This is a genomic window from Streptomyces sp. NPDC047042 (assembly GCF_040644035.1).
GTDB lineage: Bacteria > Actinomycetota > Actinomycetes > Streptomycetales > Streptomycetaceae > Streptomyces.
Window position 1 is genome coordinate 38,933 of the sequence record NZ_JBEYVP010000042.1, and the last position, 17,856, is coordinate 56,788.

A 17,856-nucleotide genomic window follows, 5' to 3' on the forward strand; every position below is an offset into this window, starting at 1 on the left:
CGGCAGGCCCCCTCTAGGGGCGCGGGGAACTGCGCGACCAGCCCCCACGGCCCGCAGCTGAAAAACCGCCTATGCCTTCGCGTACAGCTTGTAGAGAACGAACGACGAGTTCAGGGGGTCGTACTCCGTACCCCCCACCTTGCTCCCGTACAGATAGAACCGCCGCTGATACGTCTCGGGAATGATCGGCGCCTCCTTCTCCATGATGTCCTTGTCCAGCGCCGCCCACGCCGCGTTCGCCTGCGTCGGGCTCGTGAGCGCGGCGGCCTTGTCGATCGCCGCGTCGACCCAACTCGCCTTCAGCTGCGAGACGTTGTTCGCGCCGTTGGCGATCGTCCGGCCGTCGAAGAGCGGCTGGATCATGGTGTAGCCGGTGGGCCAGTCGGGGGCCCAGCCGAACCACATCACGTCGAAGGAGTTGTCGATCTGCTGGACCTGGTCGTAGTAGCTGGTCGACTCCACCGGCTTGATCACCGGGTCGAAGCCCGCCTCCTTGAGGGCGTTGGCGATGACGACCTTCGTCTTCTCGTAGGCGTCGTTGCCGCCCTGCGGGTACGTGTAGACGATCTTCTGGCCGAGCTTGCCGGCCTCCTTCAGCAGCGCCTTCGCCTTCGCGGTGTCGCCCTGCGGCTTCGTCAGCTTGCCGTAGATGTCGAACTTCACCCGGCCCGCCATGTCCGGGCCGAGGATCGTGGTCGCGTAGTCACCGGCCGACGGGCCGCCGTAGATGGTCCGGATCTGCTGCAACGGCCAGGCGTAGTTCAGCGCCTGACGGACCTTCAGGTCGGTGATCCGCTTGCAGTTGATGGCGTAGTAGTACAGGCCCGTCAGCAGTCCGTCGACGGTACGGCTCTTCAGCGCGGGCGTCGTCAGCACCTTCTGGATGCGCTCGGCGGGCACCCCGCTGTACGCCATGATCGCGTACTGGTCGGTCCCGGAGTCCGCGATCAGCCGGTCGGTGCTCTGCAGCGCCTCGGGTCCGAACTCGAAGGCGAACGTGTCCGGGTAGGCGTTGCGGATCGGGTCGGTCGCCGGGTCCCAGTGGGTGTTGCGGACCATCGTCAGCGACTTGTCGACGGAGTGCGCCTTGAGCCGGTACGGGCCGCAGGAGAAGGGGTCCTTGTCGTACTTCTCCTTGGTGTCGTGCTTGGCCGACACCGCCCCGTACGACTGCATCGCCAGCGTCCAGTTGAGGTCCGGGCGGGCCGTCTTGAGGTGGAAGGTGATCGTCTTCTTCGCGGTGTCCGTGACGACCGAGTCGAGGTGCTTGCCGCTGTACGGGCCCTTGTAGACCGAGCGGAAGTCGTTGGTGCCGGTCAGCGCGGCCTGGAGGTAGGTGGCGCCCTCGGTGGTGAAGCTGGCGAAGCCGCGCTCGATGCCGTGCCGTACGTCCTCGACGGTCAGCTCGCTGCCGTCCTCCCACTTCAGCCCGTCCTTCAAGGTGAAGGTCCAGGTCTTGCCGCCGTCCGACATGGTGCCGGTGTCGGTGGCGAGGTCGCCGACCAGCTTCATCGCGCCGCCGTCGATGCGGTAGCCGGTGAGGCAGCGGATGTAGAGGTTGCCGATCTCGGAGTTCCACGAGTAGTAGATGCGCTGCGGGTCGAGGTGCGAGAAGTCCTGCGGGCCGATCGGCCGGATCGTGCCGCCCTTCTTCGCCCCCGGGATCTCCGGCGCGGGCCCCGTGGAGTCCTCCTTGGTGCCGATGCTGACCGCCGCGAACTTGGCGGTACCGGCCGCGCCACCGCCGCCCGAGGTGCCGCCGCCGCCTCCCCCACCGCTGCTGCACGCGGACAGGACCATGGAGCCGCCGGCGGCTACCGAGGTGGCGATGACGAAGTTTCTGCGCGAGAGAGACATGGGTTGTCCTGCCTGAATCAGGGAGAAGGGGTGTTTCCCGGTGTTTCCGGACGCATCCGGTTTTTTCCTGGGCGGGGCCGGTGCGGGGCCGGACGGTGTGGCGTGGGCATGCGGCGCTGCTGTTCAGCGCCTCGTCTTCGGGTCCAGTGCGTCGCGCACGGAGTCGCCGAGGAGGTTGAAGGCGATGACGAAGATGACCATCGAGAGGCCGGGGAAGAGCATGTACGTGATGTCGTTCTGGTAGACCTGCGCCCCGCGCTGGATCATCACGCCCCAGTCGGGCGTGGGGTCGCTGAGCCCGACCCCGAGGAAGGCGAGCGCCGCCTCGGTGGTGACGTACATGGGCAGCGCGAGGGTCGCCTGGATGAGGACCGGGGTCCACAGGTTGGGCAGCAGTTCCTTGAAGATGATCCGGGCCGGGGAGGCGCCGGTGACCTTGGCGGACTCCACGAACTCCCGCTCGCGCAGGGCGAGTACCTCACCGCGCAGCAGCCGGGCGATGGGCGCCCAGCCGAACGCTGTCATCACGGAGATGAGGCTGACGACGGTCAGCCAGGTCGGGGTGTTCTCCTCCGGCGACACGAAGACGGAGATCATCACGGGCCAGAAGGCGATGAAGAACAGGGTGGAGGGGAACGCCAGCAGGATGTCGATGACCCGGCCCACGAACCCGTCGATCCGCCCGCCCAGATAGCCGGCGGTGAGCCCGACGGCGATGCCGAGCAGGGTGACCAGCGCGGTCGTCACCGTGGCGATGAGGAGCGAGTTGCGGATGCCGTAGAGCAGCAGGGTGAAGACGTCCCGGCCGAGCTGGGGTTCTACCCCGAACCAGAAGTCGCCGCTGATCCCGCCGTTGGGCCGGATCGGGAAACCGAACTCGTTGAGCAGTCCGGTGCCGTTCTGGCCGTACGTGGTGTACGGGTCCTTGCCGTAGAGCTTGGCGATCAGGGGGGCGGCGATACCCGCCGCGAAGAACAGCACGACCACGACGGCCGAGACGACGCCGGTCCGGTCGCGTCTGAAGCGCAGCCAGGCGATCCTGCCCGGCGAGCGGCCGGTGCCGCCGCGGGCCGGCGCGGTGGGCGCCGGCGGTTCAGCACCGGAATCGGCCGCCACCTGGGGTGCGGTGGCGGAAGGTATAGACGAGGTCACATTGGGGACTTTTCAGCGCCGCTTCGGTCGCCGTCAATGTTTTGTTGACGCCTTTGATCTGGACTTTTGCCCTTTGACTCAGGTGTGGTGTGCCACTTGGTTCAGCTTTTGACGGCCATGACCAAAGCGGGAGGGAAGCGCGGGGCGGTCGAGGTGACCTCGGAATTCCGGGACGATCTTGTCGACGGATGCCGATAACCGCACAAACGCACACGAACCGCGTTTACACGCAGGCAACTTGGCCGACCCGATCTCGATATATGGACGGGCCACTCTGAGGAACGTACGGCCGTGCGGGTGCCGTAAACGGGCCGGGGCTCGCCATGTAGCCCCGGCCCGTTGCCGTACCCCGTGCCCTGCGACCTACGCGAGCCTCAACGCCCGCTTCAGGAAGTCGACTTGAAGCAGCAGCAGGTTCTCCGCGACCTGTTCCTGCGGGGTCATGTGCGTGACGCCGGACAGGGGGAGCACCTCGTGCGGGCGGCCTGCGGCCAGCAGGGCAGAGGACAGCCGCAGGGCGTGCGCGAAGACGACATTGTCGTCCGCGGTGCCGTGTACGACCATCAGCGGCCGGTGCGGCTCGGCGGGCGACGACAGCCCGGCGTCCGTCACCAGTGAGCTGTTCGCGTACGCCTCCGGTGCCGTGGCAGGGTCGCCCAGGTACCGCTCCGTGTAGTGCGTGTCGTAGAGACGCCAGTCCGTCACCGGGGCCCCCGCGATACCCGCGTGGAAGATGTCGGGGCGCCGCAGGACCGCCAGCCCCGCGAGCCAGCCGCCGTAGGACCAGCCGCGGATCGCCACCCGGGAGAGATCGAGAGGGTGACGCTTGGCGAGGTCCAGCAGGGCGTCGACCTGATCGTCCAGCGAGAGGGTGAGGTCTCCGTCGATGGCCTTTTCCCAGGCCGGCGAGCGCCCCGGGGTGCCACGTCCGTCCGCGACGACCACCGCGAAGCCCTGGTCGGCGAACCACTGCGAGGTCAGATGCGCGTTGTGCGCGGCGACCACGCGGGGGCCGTGCGGACCGCCGTAGGGGTCCATGAGGACGGGGAGGGGAGTGACGCCGTCGTAGTCGGTCGGCATAAGCAGGGCGCATGGAATTCTGCGTGCGCCCCCCTCGGTGAGCGTCATGCGCGGGGACAAACCGGGGTCTTCGGCGTACGAGGCGACGGTCGCCACGGGCTTTCCGTCGCGCAGCACCTGCACCTGGGCCCCCGGCCGGTCCGGCACCGCCGACACGAGCACGGTCACGCCCCCGGCGCGAACCGCAGAGTGCACGCCGGACTCTTGCGAGACGCGCTCCAATCCGAGCTCGTTCACTCGATAGACGTGCACTTCACCGATCTCGTTGCCGCCCGCATCCGCACCCGGCCCTGCGGACGCCGACACGAGCACGTCGTCCGCCGAGACGTCCAGCACCGCGCGGACGTGCAACTGACCGCCGGTCAGAGGCCGTTCCCCAACAGCCAACACCCGGGCGCCACCCTCGTCGGAGATGCGCACGAGCTGCCCGGAGGGGCTCCAACAGGGCACGCCAGGGAAAAGATCAAGCCAATGTGGATCTTCTTCCGCGTGCACCATCCGGGTCGCCCCCGTGTCCGGGTCGACGGCCAGGAAAAGCTGCCCGCGCTGATCCCGCGACTGCACCAGGATCAGCGGCGCACCCGCCGCTGACCAGTGCACACGCGCCAGATACGGGTACCGCGCCCGGTCCCAGACCACCTCGGTGCGCACACCCTCGAGGGTCAGTACGAAGAGCCGCACCTCCGCGTTCAAGGTTCCCGCCACCGGATACGCGACCCGCTGCGGCTCACGTTCCGGATGCGCGGGATCGGCGATCCACCAGCGGTCCACGGGCGCGTCGTCGGCCCGCGCGACCAGCAGCCGGTCCGACTCCGGGGACCACCAGAACCCCCGCGACCGGGCCATCTCCTCGGCCGCGATGAACTCGGCCAGCCCGTACGTCACCGTCTCCGACTCGGGCTCGGCGAGCGTGCGGGCCCACTCGCCGGTGAGGTCGGCGAGACACAGGGCGCCGTCCGCGACGTACGCGACGAGCCGGCCGTCGGGGGAGGGGCGGGGGTCGATGACGGGCCCCGGGGTGGCGATCTCGTTCACCGTCCCGGCTCGCAGCTCGGCCACGAAAAGCCGCCCGGACAAGGCGAAGGCGGCCAGTTCGACGGCCGAGTCGGTGGCATAGCCGACGATCCCGGCGCTGCCCTCACGACTGCGTTCCCGGCGCGCCCGCTCCTCGGGGGACAGCGTCTCGTCGGCCCCGCCGAGGAGCGCGAACGGGTCGGCGGCGACGCGCTCGCCGCCGTCCGAAAGGTCCAGCACCCACAGTTTGTTGGCCCGGTCGGTACCCGAGGAGGACCGCAGATAGGCGACCCGCGAACCGTCGGGCGCCACGGTGAACGCGCGGGGCGCGCCAAGCGTGAATCGCTGGGTGCGGGCGTGCCGGCGGGGGAAGGAGACAGGCTCGGTCGTCATGCCCCGACCATATTGGCCATGCGCCCCCTTGTGCGGCAGTGCGCCGACCGATGCGCGCGGGCGAATAGTTATGATCACTGACAGCGAGTGGGTATGAACCTGCTGGCCACTGTATGGATTTACTGCCCCCATAGTCCGACCCCCCGCGTCCCTGGGCCCCTTGGAGGTGAGCCGCCGTGGCACTTTCGATTTCGGCGGTCGTGCTGCTGGCGATCATCGTCATCCTGCTGATCAGGAAGTCAGGGCTCAAGGGAGGGCATGCGGTGGTGTGCATGCTCCTGGGGTTCTACATGGCCTCATCGACCTTCGCCCCGACGATCAGCGACCTGACGACGAGCATCGCGGGCATGATCGGCGATCTGAAGTTCTGATCGTGCGCGCTGAACGGCGCCGGTGGCGGTGGATGGGCTGCTGGTAGGGCTCTGATGGGCTCCGGTGAGTGCACGACCGGAGCCGGACCTCGCCGGACGCCCATCCAGTGCGACGTCCGCTTCTCGAGTCGCGGGCTACCGCGCCGTACGCGACTTGCCCTTGCCCTTCTTACGCAGCTTCCGCATGCGCTCACGCTCACGTGCCCGGCGCTCCTCGGCCCGGGCGTTCTGGAGGCGGTACCCGCCCCATCCCAGGAGCGCTGACGTGAGCAGGCAGGCGATGAGGGCGCTTCCGGTTCCGGGGATGTACTCGCAACCGTCCCTGCACGACGGGCAGTTCTTGCCGGGCAGGGAGGCGAGGAGGTACATGAGTACGGCGAATGCCGTCCCCGCGCAGAGGGCCATGCCGAGCTCATGCCCTGCCCGCCGCAGCCGCGATCCGCTGGAGGCCAGTCCGGAAAACCACCGGGCGCCGACAAAGCCGAGGGTCACGATCACCCCGGCGGCGACCCCGAACGCCCATGACCCGCCTGGCCAGTCGACCACGACGGGCGCTGTCGCCCGGGCGAACCACTTCCACAGGCCCAGCGCCATGACAACACCGGCACCGAGGGCGATCACCACCCCTGCGAGTGCGAAGCCTTCCCAGGTCCTGAACGCTCTGCCGCGCTCGCCCATCACTTGGACGCGTGGGGGATGAAGCCGGCCCAGGCGGAGGGGGTGAAGCCCAGACGCGGGCCGTTTTCTATGTGCTTGGAGTCTCGGACGTGGATCGTCTTCGGGGTGGTGGCGATCTCGACGCAGGAGTCTCCGTCGGGGCCACTGCTGTGGCTGCTCTTGAACCACGCCAGCTCTGCGGCGTCCTTGGCTGAGGTCTCGCGGATCATGTCTCTCCCAGCAGTTGCTCGATGAGGGCCAGTGACTCCCCAGGTGGGAGAGCCAACGCCCGGATGGTGCCGAACCGCAGCTCAACGATCCTCAGCTGCTTCGGATCGGAAATCGGGCGGCCGTTGAACGCGCCGTCCGAGCGACCAACCGCCGTGCCGTCCGCGAACTTCAGCAGCTCAATCCTGCCACTCATGCCGGGGTGGGCGAGGGGCACCCCGACCGCCGTCCACCCGCCTCCTCCCGAGGTTCGCTTGGCTGCCACCCTGGCTCGATACGCTGGCGGGGGCATCCCCAGGAGGACACGATGAGCACCCAGTCTGACCACGGACACGAGCTGATCCCCCGTCCCGAGCACGCCCCTGACGCTCTGCGCGCGGCCCTCGCGGCCGTCGAACCGGGACGTCTGGAGGAGATGCAGGCGCAGAAGGACGAGGCCTTCGCCAAGGCGGTGGAGTGGCAGTCCCTCAGCCCTGTGCAGAGCGCGGGATGCACTACGGGAACTGAGTGCCGTCCTGGACGAGGCCATGAGGGCGGCCCGCGAGTGAGCTGGAAGGGCGTCGTGCGGAACGAGCGCGTTTACGCCGTTCAGATCACATACCTGGGGTAATGAGGAACGAACGCGATGGCCACCGGCCCGGACAGACCACAGCTGAGCACCTCCTCCCACGCGTACCGGACCATGCGGGACTTCGTTCGGACGATGGACGACGCGTTGCCTGGGAAGTTCGAGGTCACCAAGGAAGGGATTGTCCACGACCTGCTGCGGCCCAATGGTCGCCACGAACTGACTGTGGCCCGCCTTCGGAGAGGCCTTGAGGCGGTCATGCCGGAAGGAATCGTGGCCCACACCGGGACCCCGGATGTGGAGGATGAATTCGAAGGCATCATGCGCCGTCCCGACGTCATGCTGCTCGCGGAGGCGGGCATGGAGGGTGCCGGGTCGTTCGACCCCCGCACCCTCATCGCCGCGATCGAGGTCGTATCCAGTTCCAACCCGGCCAACGACTGGGTCACCAAGCTGCGCGACTACCCCCTGATCGGCATCCCCGTCTACGCGATCTTCGACCCGCGCACCGGCACCGGCGCCGTCCTCAGCGACATCCGCCCCACCCCCGACGGCCCCCGCTACGCGACCCGCAAGGACTTCGTCTACGGCGAGGACGTCACCATCGTCGACTGGACGATTGCGACCTCCGGTCTGCCGCGTTACCCACAGGAGTGACGGCCGGGCAGGTGGCGGCGGGACGCAGCCCTGCGCCTCGTAGGCTTGGCCCATGACGGAACTGCCCGACCGGCGTCTGCTTCTGGTGCACGCGCACCCGGACGACGAGTCGATCAACAATGGCGCGACCATGGCCAGGTACGCGGCCGAGGGTGCCCTGGTGACACTGGTCACCTGCACCCTCGGTGAGCACGGCGAGGTCATTCCGCCCGAGCTCGCGCATCTCACCGGGGCCGCCCTCGGCGAGTACCGGCTGCGTGAGCTGGACGAGGCGATGCGCGCCCTCGGTGTCGCCGACCACCGCCTGCTCGGCGGAGCCGGACGCTTCGGTGACTCCGGGATGATGGGGCTCGCCGACAACGACGACCCCGGCTGCTTCTGGCAGGCGGACGTCGACGAGGCGGCCGCGTACCTCGTCGAGGTGATTCTCGAGGTCCGCCCGCAGGTCCTGGTGACATACGACCCGGACGGCGGCTACGGCCACCCCGACCACATCCAGGCCCACCGCGTCGCCATGCGCGCAGTGGAGCTGGCCGCCGAGGCCGGCTGGAGCGTCCCCAAGGTGTACTGGAACCGGGTGCCCCGTCCGGTCGCCGAGGAGGGCTTCGCGCGTCTTCAGGAGGCCCTGCCCGGGCTGCCCTTTCCCAAGGTCGCCGCGATCGACGACGTACCGGGTGTGGTGGACGAGGACCGGATCACCACGGCCCTCGACGGCACCGCGTACGCCGCCGCCAAAGCCGCCGCGATGCGCGCCCACGCCACGCAGATCGAGGTGGCCGAGCCCTGGTTCGCCCTCTCCAACCAGCAGGCCCAGCCGCTCTTCACGGACGAGTACTACGAGTTGGTACGTGGGGAGCAGCAAGGCAAACACGGCGCGGTGCGTGAGACGGATCTGTTCGACGGGCTCACGGAGAGCGGTGTGCGATGAGTGCCGGGAGTGGGAAGAGTGGCAGGAGCGCGGCAAGGGGAGAGAGCGCTGCGAGTGGAAACAAAGCTGCGCGTGGCGATAGTGCGAAGAGTGCTAACGGGAAGATCGCCGCGGGTGGGGCGCGTGGGAAGGCCGTGACGGGCGTCGGGGGAGCCGGGGGCGGTGGGGGCGGCGGAGGGAGTCTGCTGGCTCAGCCGCTTGTCGGGCCCTCTCCGGGGCGTGCGGCGGTCTATCTGGGGCTCTTCGTCCTCGGAGCCGTCGTGGGGGCCGCGGGGGCGCTCGTACAGGCCGCCTGGTTTCCGGGCGGGCTGCTGCTCGCGCTGGGCGGAGCGGCCGGGCTCTTCCTCGGCGGGGCGCGGGGCGTCGGCACGCGCGCCGGGGCGGTCGCGCCGGCGGCCGGCTGGATGATCGCCGTCGTCCTGCTCACCGCCAGCCGCCCGGAGGGGGACTTCCTGTTCGCCGCAGGAGTCGGCTCGTACCTCTTCCTCCTCGGTGGGATGGCTGTAGCTGTGATGTGCGCCACCCTCGCCAGGACGCGGCAACCGGACGGCTCCGCCGTCCGACTTGGCAAGTGACGTACTACTTCGCCGCCGCAACCACGTGGGGGTCCAGTGATGGTTTCCTCAGCGGTCGTGGGATACGCGCCAGGAGTGGCCAGTATGGTGGTGCGCGCCGCCGAGCTGCCCGCGTGAGGTCGCGTCGGGCGGCGGAGCCAACCGGGAGAACCTGCCTTGAGTCGTGAAACTGACAGTCCGTCCTCCGGGCCCAACGGGCGCGGAGGTGCCGCCTACCCCTCGGGGACACCGCCGTACGGCACGCCCATGGCGTCCGACGGCGGTGCGGACGCGGGCCGTTCGGCCGCGGAGCCCGACGGGCCCAAGACCGAGACCACGCTGACGACCCGGATCCGGATCAACATCCCCGGATCCCGGCCGATTCCGCCGGTCGTCGTCCGCACCCCCGTCGCGGACACCGAGTCCTCCGAGGAGACCGGCACGCACGCGCGGCCGAAGACGGGAGGCGACGGCAGAGCGACGCCGGGCGCGGCCCCGTCCCCCGGCATCGCCGAGCCCTCCGCCGAATCCGCCGGTCAGCCGGGGGACAAGACCAGCGACTGGTTCGCGCCGCGCAAGTCCGGTGCGCCCAAGGGCACTCCGGGCGGCGGCGCGAGCAACGGGGCCGGTATGCCCGGTGTTTCGGGCCCCGTGCCCAGCGGTCCCCGGCCCGCCGGTCCCAACGGCACAGGGTCGGCCGGTGCTTCACGTCCCGGCGGTCCCAACGGCGTGGGTTCCACGGGCTCTTCGCGTCCCGGCCTCGGTGTCATGGGCGCCGCGGGCAACGCGGGCGGCCCACGTGCCGCAGGCGGCGGTACGAAGGGTGCCGGGCTCCCCGGTGCCACCGGCGCCGGTCCCGTGGCGCCCGGGCACGGCGGCGGCACCGGTTCCTTCGACGTGTCCGCGCTGGCGGCCGGGGCGGGACCGCTGAGCACGTCTCCCCGCCCGTCGGCCGGGAATCCCCCCGGCCAGGGCGATCCCGGCTTCGGCGTCGGACTCGACGACGGCCGTGGTGAGCCGCGTCGCGACGACCTGCCGTACTTCTCGGACAACGGGCAGGGGCGGAATACGCAGGGCGGTCAGGCCGGGCCGAACGGCCAGGGCGGCCCCCACGCGCAGAACGGCCACGCAGACCGGAACGGCCAGAACGGCCAGAACGGCCAGAACGGCCAGAACGGCTTCGGCGGTCAGGCCGGCGCATTCGGGCCCCAGCACGACTTCACGGCGTCCAACGACTTCACCGCGCCCAACGACTTCGGCGATTTCGGTGACTTCGGCGGCCCGAATGGCCAGGGCGGCCCCAATGGCCAGAACGGCCAGAACGGCCAGAACGGCCAGAACGGCTTCGGGGTCGGCGGCCCCGTAGCCCGTCCCGGAGGTCCCGTCCGACGCGGTCCCGCCGGTCCCACCGGCGGTCCCGTCACCGGAGACGGCCCTGTCGTCCCGCCTGTCACCGGCAACGGCTCCGTCGCCCCCGGCGCCCCCGGCGTCTCCGGCACGGGTCGGCTCGCCGCCGGGCTCAGTGACGACACCGCGATCCTGACCCCGCAGAAGCACGCCCCCGAACCGGGCGGCGGCTTCCACGGCGGCTCCGTGGACAACATCTCCAGCTCCACCCTCACCAGCGCCATGCCCGTCGTACCGGACGAGCGGAACTCCCTGTTCGGGCCGGGCACGCACTCCGACGGTCCGCTTCCGCACACCCCGCCGAAGCTGCCCGAGCCGGTGTCGCCGAGCACGCCCGCCGCAGCCGCGCCCAAGGGCAAGAAGGCGAAGAAGAAGGGCCGCAGCAAGGTCACGCTGCTCTTCGTCGCCGTCTTCGTCGCCGCCGGTGCCGTGTACGGCGCGGGGCTGCTGATGAACCACTCCGACGTGCCCAAGGGCACCACCGTGTTCGGCGTCGACATCGGCGGCGGCACCCGTGACGACGCCGTCAAGAAGCTCGACGACGCCTTCGACGACCGGATGACCCAGCCCCTGAAGCTGACGGTCGACGGCAAGACGGTCGAGCTCAAGCCGGACCAGGCAGGACTCCAGTTCGACACCCAGGCCACGGTCCGGGCGGCGGCCGTCAGCGACTACAACCCGGTGTCGGTGGTCGGCTCGCTCTTCGGGCAGCAGCGGGTCGTCGAACCCGTCATGCCGGTCGACGAGGAGAAACTGGCCGCCGCGCTCCAGCGGGTGGCCGGCGGGGCGAGCTCGGCGACCGACGGCACGATCAAGTTCGTGTCCGGCAAGGCCGTCGCCGTCTACGGCAAGGCGGGCAAGGGCATCGACGCCGGCGCGGCCGCCGAGTCGGTCGAGAACGCCTACCGCAGTCAGGTGGAGACCGGCACGAGTACGCCGATCCAGGTCCCCACCAAGACGCAGGAGCCGACGATCTCGAACGCCGAGGTCGATCGCATGATGAAGAAGTTCGCCATCCCGGCGATGTCCGCGAACGTTACCGTCCGCCCGGACACCGGCGCGCCGGAGCTGGAGTTCAGTCCGAAGAACTCGCTGTGGAAGTTTCTCCAGGTGAAGCCGATCAACGGCACGCTCGTCGAGGCCTATGACAAGGCCGCGCTGAAGGAGCTGTACGGCGGGACGTTCGATCAGGTTCTGATCGCCCGTGGCAACGGCAACAAGACGCCGGTCACCGTCGAGGATGTCATCGGGGCGTTGCGGCAGGCTCTGGTCAGCACCACCAATCGGGTCGGTGTCATCGAGACCAACCCGAGTTGAGCGGTCAGCCGGATACGCGGTTCTTCGGCCGCGGCCCGGTGGGTGGCCTGTCGCGCAGTTCCCCGCGCCCCTGAAGGGGGGCGCGGGGTCGCGCACATGACATCTGTCATCCGGCAGTCAGGATCCCCGGCACTGCCACGCCGACCCGGCCCGCGGCCACCATGGGCGCATGGAAACCACCACCGTGGTCGCGTTCGACCAGGTCACCAAGAGTTACGGCGACGTACGGGCCGTCGACGGGCTCGCGCTCACCCTTCGGCCCGGTGAGACGGTCGCCCTTCTGGGCCCCAACGGCGCCGGCAAGTCGACCACCCTGGACCTGCTCCTCGGTCTCAAGCAGCCCGACAGCGGCACGGTTCGCGTCCTCGGCAAGAGCCCCCGGGACGCCATCGTCGCCGGTGACGTCGGGGCCATGCTCCAGAGCGGCGGCCTGATGGACGAGGTCACCGTCCGCGAGCTCGTGTCGCTGGTCTGCGCCCTGCACCCGCGCCCCTTCCCGGTCGGCGAGGTCCTCTCCCGGGCCGGCATCACCCAGCTCGCCGACCGCAAGGTCAACAAGCTGTCCGGCGGCCAGGAGCAGCGCGTACGGTTCGCGCTCGCCACGGCCGGGGACAGCGCCCTGATCGTCCTGGACGAGCCCACCACCGGCATGGACGTCACCGCCCGCCAGGCCTTCTGGGCGACCATGCGCGAGCAGGCGGACCAGGGGCGTACGGTCCTGTTCGCCACCCACTACCTGGAGGAGGCGGACGCGATAGCCGACCGCGTCCTCGTCCTCCACCGGGGACGGCTGCTGGCCGACGGAACGGCCGCCGAGATCAAGGCGAAGGCGGGCGCGCGCCGGATCTCGTTCGACCTGGAGGCACTGGAGACCCCGGTGAACGAGGAGGCACTGCGCTCCCTGCCCTTCCTCACCTCCCTCGACATATCCGGTCAGACGGTCCGCATCCAGTCCTCCGACGCCGACGCGACCGTCCACGCCGTGTACGGCCTCGGCCTCTACCCGCGCAACCTCGAAGTGGCCGGCCTGGGCCTCGAGCAGGCGTTCGTCACCCTCACCGCCGCAGCCGAGGAGGCGCGCACAGCATGAACAACCTCATCCGACTCGAGATCACCCGGGCCCTGCGCAACCGCAAGTTCCTGTTCTTCTCGGTGATCTATCCGTCCGCCCTGTTCCTGCTGATCGCGGGCAGCGCCGACGCCACCACCAAGGTCGACGGAACGGGCCTGACCGTCCCGACGTACATGATGGTCTCCATGGCCTCCTTCGGCGCGCTGACGGCCGTCCTGATGGGCAACAGCGAGCGCATCGCCAAGGAGCGGGAGAGCGGCTGGGTACGGCAGTTGCGGCTGACCCCGCTGCCGGGCCGCGGCTTCGTGCTGGCGAAGACGGCGAGCGCGGCCGTGATCAGCCTCCCGTCGATCGTGATCGTCTTCGTCGTCGCGGCGGCGGTGAAGGACGTACGCCTGGACGCCTGGAAGTGGCTGGCGCTCACCGCGGCCATCTGGATCGGCAGCCTGGTCTTCGCCGCGCTCGGGGTGGCCATCGGCTATCTGGCGAGCGGGGACGCGGTCCGCCCGATCACGATGATCGTCTACTTCGGCCTGTCCATGCTCGGCGGCCTGTGGATGCCGACGACGACCTTCCCCCAGTGGCTGCAGGACATCGCCAAGTGGCTGCCCACGCACGCGTACGCTGCCCTGGGGCGGTCCATAGAACTGGGCAACGCCCCACAGGCGAAGGACATGGCGATCCTGGCCGTCTCGTTCGTCCTCTTCGCGGGCGGCGCGGCCTGGCTGTACCGGAAGGACACGCTGAAGGCGTGAGCAGCGTCGGCATCGGGCAGCGCCCCACGACCCCCAAGCGGCGGGTGATGAAGTCCCTGTGGATCGGCGTCTGGCTGTTCTACCTGGGCGCCCCCGTCAACGACCTCCTCCACGGCGGCCACAGCACGGGCGTACGGATCCTCGGCTGGCTGGGCCTGGTCGCCTTCGTGGCCTGGTACGCGGCCCTGGTGTTCCGTACGGGTCGCGGTGAGACGACCCGCCTGGTGGTCGGCTCGCTGGGGGTCCTCGCGGCCCAGTCGGCCGTCCTGGCCCTCAGCCTGGGCCGCGAGTGGCTGGTTCTGTTCGTGTACGTGTCCACCTCGTCCGGCGCCGCCCTGCCGCTCCGGATGTCGCGCTGGGCGATCGCCGCCAACGCGGCCCTGATGACGGCGGTCGCGCTGGCCGTCCCCGGCGGCCACTCCTATCTGGCCGGCCTGCTCGTCCCGGCCCTGCTCGGCGGGGCCGCCATGGCGGGGGTACGGCAACTCGTGCGCACGACCATCGAGTTGCGCGAGGCCCGGGCCACGGTCGCCCAGCTCGCGGCGAACGAGGAACGGCTGCGGCTGGCCCGTGACCTGCACGATCTGCTGGGCCACTCCCTCTCCCTGATCACCCTGAAGAGCGAGCTGGCGGGCCGGATGCTCCCCGCGCACCCCGAGACCGCCGCCCTGCAGGTGGCCGACATCGAGAAGGTGAGCCGGCAGGCCCTGGTGGACGTACGCGAGGCGGTGAGCGGCTACCGGCGTCCCCGCCTGGCCGGTGAACTCGCGGGCGCACAGGTCGCGTTGACGGCGGCCGGCATCAAGGCCGAACTGCCCGCCGACGCCGCCCCGACCGACGTCGACGAGGAGGCGGAGTCCGCCCTCGCCTGGACACTGCGCGAGGCCGTGACCAACGTCGTACGGCACAGCGGGGCGCGGCGCTGCTCGGTGGAGGTGCTGACCCGGCAGACCCTGGCAGGCCCGATGCTCGAACTCTCGGTCGAGGACGACGGCTCGGGCAACGGCTCCGACGGCACCCCCGGCAACGGTCTCACCGGCCTCGCGGAACGCCTGGAGCAGGCGGGCGGTTCGCTGGAGACGTCCCGTACGAAACGCGGTTTCCGTCTGGTGGCCAGGGTGCCGTCGAGTCCCCGGCCGGCCTCGACGGACGTAGGATCCGCTTCATGACCCGCACGATCAAGGTCCTGTTGGCGGAGGACCAGTCGATGGTCCGCGAGGCGTTGGCCGCGCTGCTCGGCCTGGAGCCCGACATCGAGGTCGTGGCCCAAGTGGCGCGCGGTGACGAGGTGTTGGAGGCCGCCCGTACCCACCCCGACCTGGACGTGGCCCTCCTGGACATCGAGATGCCGGGTGCCACCGGCATCGAGGCGGCGGCCCGGCTCCACCGGGAGTTCCCCGCCCTGAAGCTGGTCATCCTGACGACCTTCGGCCGCCCCGGCTACCTCCGCACCGCCATGGAATCCGGCGCCGACGCCTTCCTCGTCAAGGACGCCCCGGCCGCCCAACTAGCGGCAGCGGTACGCAAAGTACTGGCCGGCGAGCGAGTCATCGACCCGATGCTGGCAGCAGCCGCCCTGGCGGACGGCGCCAACCCCCTGACCGACCGCGAACGCGAGGTCCTGCGCGCGGCAGCAGACGGCGCGACGAACGCCGAACTGGCGAAAACCCTGCACCTGTCCCAGGGCACGGTCCGCAACTACTTGTCGACGGCGATCCAAAAACTGACGGCAAGAAACCGAACGGAAGCGGTACGCATAGCAAGAGAGAAGGGCTGGTTGTAAGCACGCGTGAGGGCAACTCCGTCAGGGGCGCGGGGAACTGCGCGACAAGCCACAACGCACCCGCACGCAAAACACGACCTCAGTTGAGGCGGGCCCGAGCAGCCCGGGCCTGCCCCCGCATCCGCTCAGCCGACGGCCCGTCAAACGTGGAAACAACCTCCGCATACCCCTCAAGCTCAGTCGCCCCCGCCAAAAACTCCCCCCTCCGCACCAGCAACTGAGCCCGCTCGTACCGCAACCGAGCCGGATGCGAGGGCAACAGCAACGCCAACTCCACCGCCCACAAAGACACTTCCGACCGCTCCGGCCGCGCCGCCCCCCACGCCCGGATGTTGTTCAGCACCCGCAACACCACATCCAGCGGATCCGCGGGCGCCAGCATCGACGGATCCAGCGCCTCCCCCGTGGCCCCGGCCACCAGCAACTCCGCGTCGACCCCGCTCAACACCCGCCCCCCGTCGAAGGGATCGGCGAGCACCTGCTCGTCGACCGGGCCGAACCCCACGACGAAGTGCCCGGGCAGCGCGACCCCGTACACCGGCGCCCCCGCCCGCCGTGCGACCTCCATCCACACCACGGACAGCAGGATGGGCAACCCCCGCCGCCGTACCAGCACTTCGTGCAGCAGCGACGACTGCAGCCGCTGGTAGTCGGCGGGGCTGCCGCCGAACCCCTCCCGCTCGCCGAGGAGTTCACGCAGGGCCGTCGCCCAGGAGCGCGGCCCGCCCGGCTGGTACGGCAACTGCCCGGCCAGCCGGTCGAGTTCCATCTGCACGGCGTCGATACCGGCGTCGTCGAGCGCCCGGTCGGCGACCGCGCTCATCAGCAGGCACAGCGTCGTCAGATCGGGCCGCTCGGACCGCGCCTCGTCGGCGAAGAGCGCGCGCAGCTCGGCGGACCGTTCGGGACCCGGCGGATACGGAGGGGGATGAGGGAAACGCATACCAGGCCCGTCTCGTGTCACATGGCTCGATAGTGATGGTAGGAGTGATGCGCCGCGAACCCCATCCCGGCGTACAGGGCCCGCGCCCCCGCGTTGTCGGCCTCGACCTGGAGCCAGGCCGCCGACGCCCCCTCCTCCAGCGCCCGGCCGGCCAGCGCGGCCATGACGGCCGTGGCCAGCCCCCGCCGCCGCTGGGCGGGATCCACCTCGACCGCGCCGAACCCGGCCCACCGCCCTTCCACGACACACCGCCCGATCGCGGCGGGCGACTCACCCTCATCACCGGACACGGTCGCGAACCACACGGAAGGACCGCTCCCGAGCACGGCCAAGGCCACGTCACTCACGCCCTTGCGCTGATACCGCGAGAGCCACGCGTCATCGGCCTCCCGCGACAGCACGACCTCCGCCCCGCCCGTACCCGCGTCGGCGACGGGCGCCAGCCCTCCGACCCACAGCTCGGCCGTCACCTCCCGCGTCCACCCGCGCGCCTCCAGCTGCGCGCACAGCAGCTCCTGCGTCCCCTCGGCGCCGGTGGCGGTCTGGACGTAGGCGGGCAGACCGCGCTCGCCGTACCAGTTGCGTACGGCGGTCAGCGCCTCGTCGAGCGGTATGCCGGGGTCGCCGACCGGCAGGACGGAGTTGGCCCGCCGGGTGAATCCGGAGGCCGCCCGCAGCTCCCACTCGCCCAGCCGCTCGCTCTCCACCGGCTGCCAGGCCCGCGCGGAGACCCGCGCCAGCTCCTCGTACGAGGCGGCGGGACCGCGGCGGCGGGCGGGGGCCGCGGGGACGACCTTGCCGGCCACCAGGGACGCCTCCGCGACCCGGACCGGCTCGCCGTCGCGCCGTGTGATCAGAAGCACACCGGCGTCTTCGTCCCATGATGTGAGAACTCCGACCGTGTCGGTGAACTTCTCTGCACCCTGAGGTTCTTCGTTCAGCCGTCGAACAGAGACACGTTTGCCCACGTCAGCAGCGGTAATGCGGACCTCGAGACGGCCGGCCGCAGAGATTTCCACAGGTCAGTTCACCCCTCCTGTATGGATCATGCCCGGGAACGGAGATACTAGGTGCGGGCATCGACGACGCCGCGCTCCCGCGCGCCAGGTGGCGGAGCCTG

General features: G+C 70.2%; 17 protein-coding genes and 1 pseudogene. 10 read left to right on the plus strand and 8 right to left on the minus strand.

Annotated features, from left to right (window positions below; translation table 11 throughout):
- Window positions 1–69 precede the first annotated feature (69 nt).
- The 3 genes from ABZ855_RS38070 to ABZ855_RS38080 all read right to left on the minus strand — a co-directional run bounded on the left by ABZ855_RS38070 (window position 70) and on the right by ABZ855_RS38080 (window position 5,496).
- Window positions 70–1,857, minus strand: a complete 1,788-nt coding sequence (locus ABZ855_RS38070; protein ID WP_360815004.1) for an ABC transporter substrate-binding protein — start codon at window positions 1,855–1,857, stop codon at window positions 70–72.
- A 123-nt stretch (window positions 1,858–1,980) separates the two neighbouring features.
- Window positions 1,981–2,973 carry an ABC transporter permease gene (locus ABZ855_RS38075; protein ID WP_360815143.1) on the minus strand — a complete coding sequence of 331 codons (993 nt, stop codon included), beginning with the start codon at window positions 2,971–2,973 and terminating at the stop codon, window positions 1,981–1,983.
- A gap of 399 nt (window positions 2,974–3,372) precedes the next feature.
- Window positions 3,373–5,496, minus strand: a complete 2,124-nt coding sequence (locus tag ABZ855_RS38080) for a prolyl oligopeptidase family serine peptidase (RefSeq protein WP_360815007.1) — start codon at window positions 5,494–5,496, stop codon at window positions 3,373–3,375.
- Between the two features lie 176 nt (window positions 5,497–5,672).
- Between ABZ855_RS38080 and ABZ855_RS38085 the strand changes: the two genes are divergently transcribed.
- The gene (locus tag ABZ855_RS38085) at window positions 5,673–5,867 is read left to right on the plus strand and encodes a hypothetical protein (protein WP_360815010.1); all 195 of its coding nucleotides are present in this window, start codon (window positions 5,673–5,675) and stop codon (window positions 5,865–5,867) included.
- 135 nt (window positions 5,868–6,002) lie between these two features.
- Here the strand turns inward: ABZ855_RS38085 and ABZ855_RS38090 are convergent, their stop codons facing one another.
- The 3 genes and pseudogenes from ABZ855_RS38090 to ABZ855_RS38100 all read right to left on the minus strand — a co-directional run.
- The gene (locus ABZ855_RS38090) at window positions 6,003–6,545 is read right to left on the minus strand and encodes a hypothetical protein (protein ID WP_360815013.1); all 543 of its coding nucleotides are present in this window, start codon (window positions 6,543–6,545) and stop codon (window positions 6,003–6,005) included.
- On the minus strand, window positions 6,545–6,754 hold the full coding sequence (locus ABZ855_RS38095) for a DUF397 domain-containing protein (RefSeq protein WP_360815016.1): 210 nt from the start codon (window positions 6,752–6,754) through the stop codon (window positions 6,545–6,547). The genes ABZ855_RS38090 and ABZ855_RS38095 overlap by 1 nt, the downstream gene beginning before the upstream one ends.
- Window positions 6,751–6,960, minus strand: a pseudogene (locus ABZ855_RS38100) (Scr1 family TA system antitoxin-like transcriptional regulator); the annotation flags it as partial. The gene ABZ855_RS38095 and the pseudogene ABZ855_RS38100, both read right to left, overlap by 4 nt.
- Window positions 6,961–7,059: 99 nt before the next feature.
- On the opposite strand from ABZ855_RS38100, the gene ABZ855_RS38105 reads away from it, so the two are divergent.
- The 9 genes from ABZ855_RS38105 (at window position 7,060) to ABZ855_RS38145 (ending at window position 15,793) form a co-directional block, all read left to right on the plus strand.
- Window positions 7,060–7,362: a hypothetical protein gene (locus ABZ855_RS38105; protein ID WP_360815019.1), complete on the plus strand. Its 303-nt coding sequence runs from the start codon at window positions 7,060–7,062 to the stop codon at window positions 7,360–7,362.
- Window positions 7,363–7,377: 15 nt separating this feature from the next.
- Window positions 7,378–7,977, plus strand: a complete 600-nt coding sequence (locus ABZ855_RS38110; RefSeq protein WP_360815022.1) for a Uma2 family endonuclease — start codon at window positions 7,378–7,380, stop codon at window positions 7,975–7,977.
- A 52-nt stretch (window positions 7,978–8,029) separates the two neighbouring features.
- On the plus strand, window positions 8,030–8,905 hold the full coding sequence (mshB, locus tag ABZ855_RS38115; RefSeq protein ID WP_360815025.1) for an N-acetyl-1-D-myo-inositol-2-amino-2-deoxy-alpha-D-glucopyranoside deacetylase: 876 nt from the start codon (window positions 8,030–8,032) through the stop codon (window positions 8,903–8,905).
- A gap of 134 nt (window positions 8,906–9,039) precedes the next feature.
- A complete protein-coding gene (locus ABZ855_RS38120) occupies window positions 9,040–9,480 on the plus strand; it encodes a DUF6113 family protein (protein ID WP_360815028.1) in 441 nt (146 codons plus the stop codon).
- Between the two features lie 156 nt (window positions 9,481–9,636).
- The gene (locus ABZ855_RS38125; protein ID WP_360815031.1) at window positions 9,637–12,183 is read left to right on the plus strand and encodes a hypothetical protein; all 2,547 of its coding nucleotides are present in this window, start codon (window positions 9,637–9,639) and stop codon (window positions 12,181–12,183) included.
- A gap of 169 nt (window positions 12,184–12,352) precedes the next feature.
- The gene (locus tag ABZ855_RS38130; RefSeq protein ID WP_360815034.1) at window positions 12,353–13,273 is read left to right on the plus strand and encodes an ABC transporter ATP-binding protein; all 921 of its coding nucleotides are present in this window, start codon (window positions 12,353–12,355) and stop codon (window positions 13,271–13,273) included.
- Complete coding sequence (locus ABZ855_RS38135; RefSeq protein WP_360815037.1) at window positions 13,270–14,010, plus strand: ABC transporter permease; 741 nt, start codon at window positions 13,270–13,272, stop codon at window positions 14,008–14,010. The genes ABZ855_RS38130 and ABZ855_RS38135 overlap by 4 nt, the downstream gene beginning before the upstream one ends.
- Complete coding sequence (locus ABZ855_RS38140; protein WP_360815040.1) at window positions 14,007–15,179, plus strand: sensor histidine kinase; 1,173 nt, start codon at window positions 14,007–14,009, stop codon at window positions 15,177–15,179. The genes ABZ855_RS38135 and ABZ855_RS38140 overlap by 4 nt, the downstream gene beginning before the upstream one ends.
- Window positions 15,176–15,793, plus strand: a complete 618-nt coding sequence (locus ABZ855_RS38145) for a response regulator transcription factor (protein WP_360815043.1) — start codon at window positions 15,176–15,178, stop codon at window positions 15,791–15,793. The genes ABZ855_RS38140 and ABZ855_RS38145 overlap by 4 nt, the downstream gene beginning before the upstream one ends.
- Before the next feature lie 79 nt (window positions 15,794–15,872).
- Here the strand turns inward: ABZ855_RS38145 and ABZ855_RS38150 are convergent, their stop codons facing one another.
- Complete coding sequence (locus ABZ855_RS38150) at window positions 15,873–16,736, minus strand: transglutaminase-like domain-containing protein (RefSeq protein ID WP_360815046.1); 864 nt, start codon at window positions 16,734–16,736, stop codon at window positions 15,873–15,875.
- 17 nt (window positions 16,737–16,753) lie between these two features.
- Window positions 16,754–17,755, minus strand: a complete 1,002-nt coding sequence (locus tag ABZ855_RS38155; RefSeq protein WP_360815049.1) for a GNAT family N-acetyltransferase — start codon at window positions 17,753–17,755, stop codon at window positions 16,754–16,756.
- Between the last annotated feature and the right edge of the window lie 101 nt (window positions 17,756–17,856).

Excerpts from the sequence above, each read along its gene's own strand:
- ABZ855_RS38070 (WP_360815004.1), bottom strand. The coding sequence starts at position 1,857 with ATGTCTCTCTCGCGCAGAAACTTCGTCATCGCCACCTCGGTAGCCGCC.
- ABZ855_RS38080 (WP_360815007.1), bottom strand. The coding sequence starts at position 5,496 with ATGACGACCGAGCCTGTCTCCTTCCCCCGCCGGCACGCCCGCACCCAG.
- ABZ855_RS38090 (WP_360815013.1), bottom strand. The coding sequence starts at position 6,545 with ATGGGCGAGCGCGGCAGAGCGTTCAGGACCTGGGAAGGCTTCGCACTC.
- ABZ855_RS38095 (WP_360815016.1), bottom strand. The coding sequence starts at position 6,754 with ATGATCCGCGAGACCTCAGCCAAGGACGCCGCAGAGCTGGCGTGGTTC.
- ABZ855_RS38105 (WP_360815019.1), top strand. The coding sequence starts at position 7,060 with ATGAGCACCCAGTCTGACCACGGACACGAGCTGATCCCCCGTCCCGAG.
- ABZ855_RS38110 (WP_360815022.1), top strand. The coding sequence starts at position 7,378 with ATGGCCACCGGCCCGGACAGACCACAGCTGAGCACCTCCTCCCACGCG.
- mshB (WP_360815025.1), top strand. The coding sequence starts at position 8,030 with ATGACGGAACTGCCCGACCGGCGTCTGCTTCTGGTGCACGCGCACCCG.
- ABZ855_RS38130 (WP_360815034.1), top strand. The coding sequence starts at position 12,353 with ATGGAAACCACCACCGTGGTCGCGTTCGACCAGGTCACCAAGAGTTAC.
- ABZ855_RS38135 (WP_360815037.1), top strand. The coding sequence starts at position 13,270 with ATGAACAACCTCATCCGACTCGAGATCACCCGGGCCCTGCGCAACCGC.
- ABZ855_RS38145 (WP_360815043.1), top strand. The coding sequence starts at position 15,176 with ATGACCCGCACGATCAAGGTCCTGTTGGCGGAGGACCAGTCGATGGTC.
- ABZ855_RS38150 (WP_360815046.1), bottom strand. The coding sequence starts at position 16,736 with ATGCGTTTCCCTCATCCCCCTCCGTATCCGCCGGGTCCCGAACGGTCC.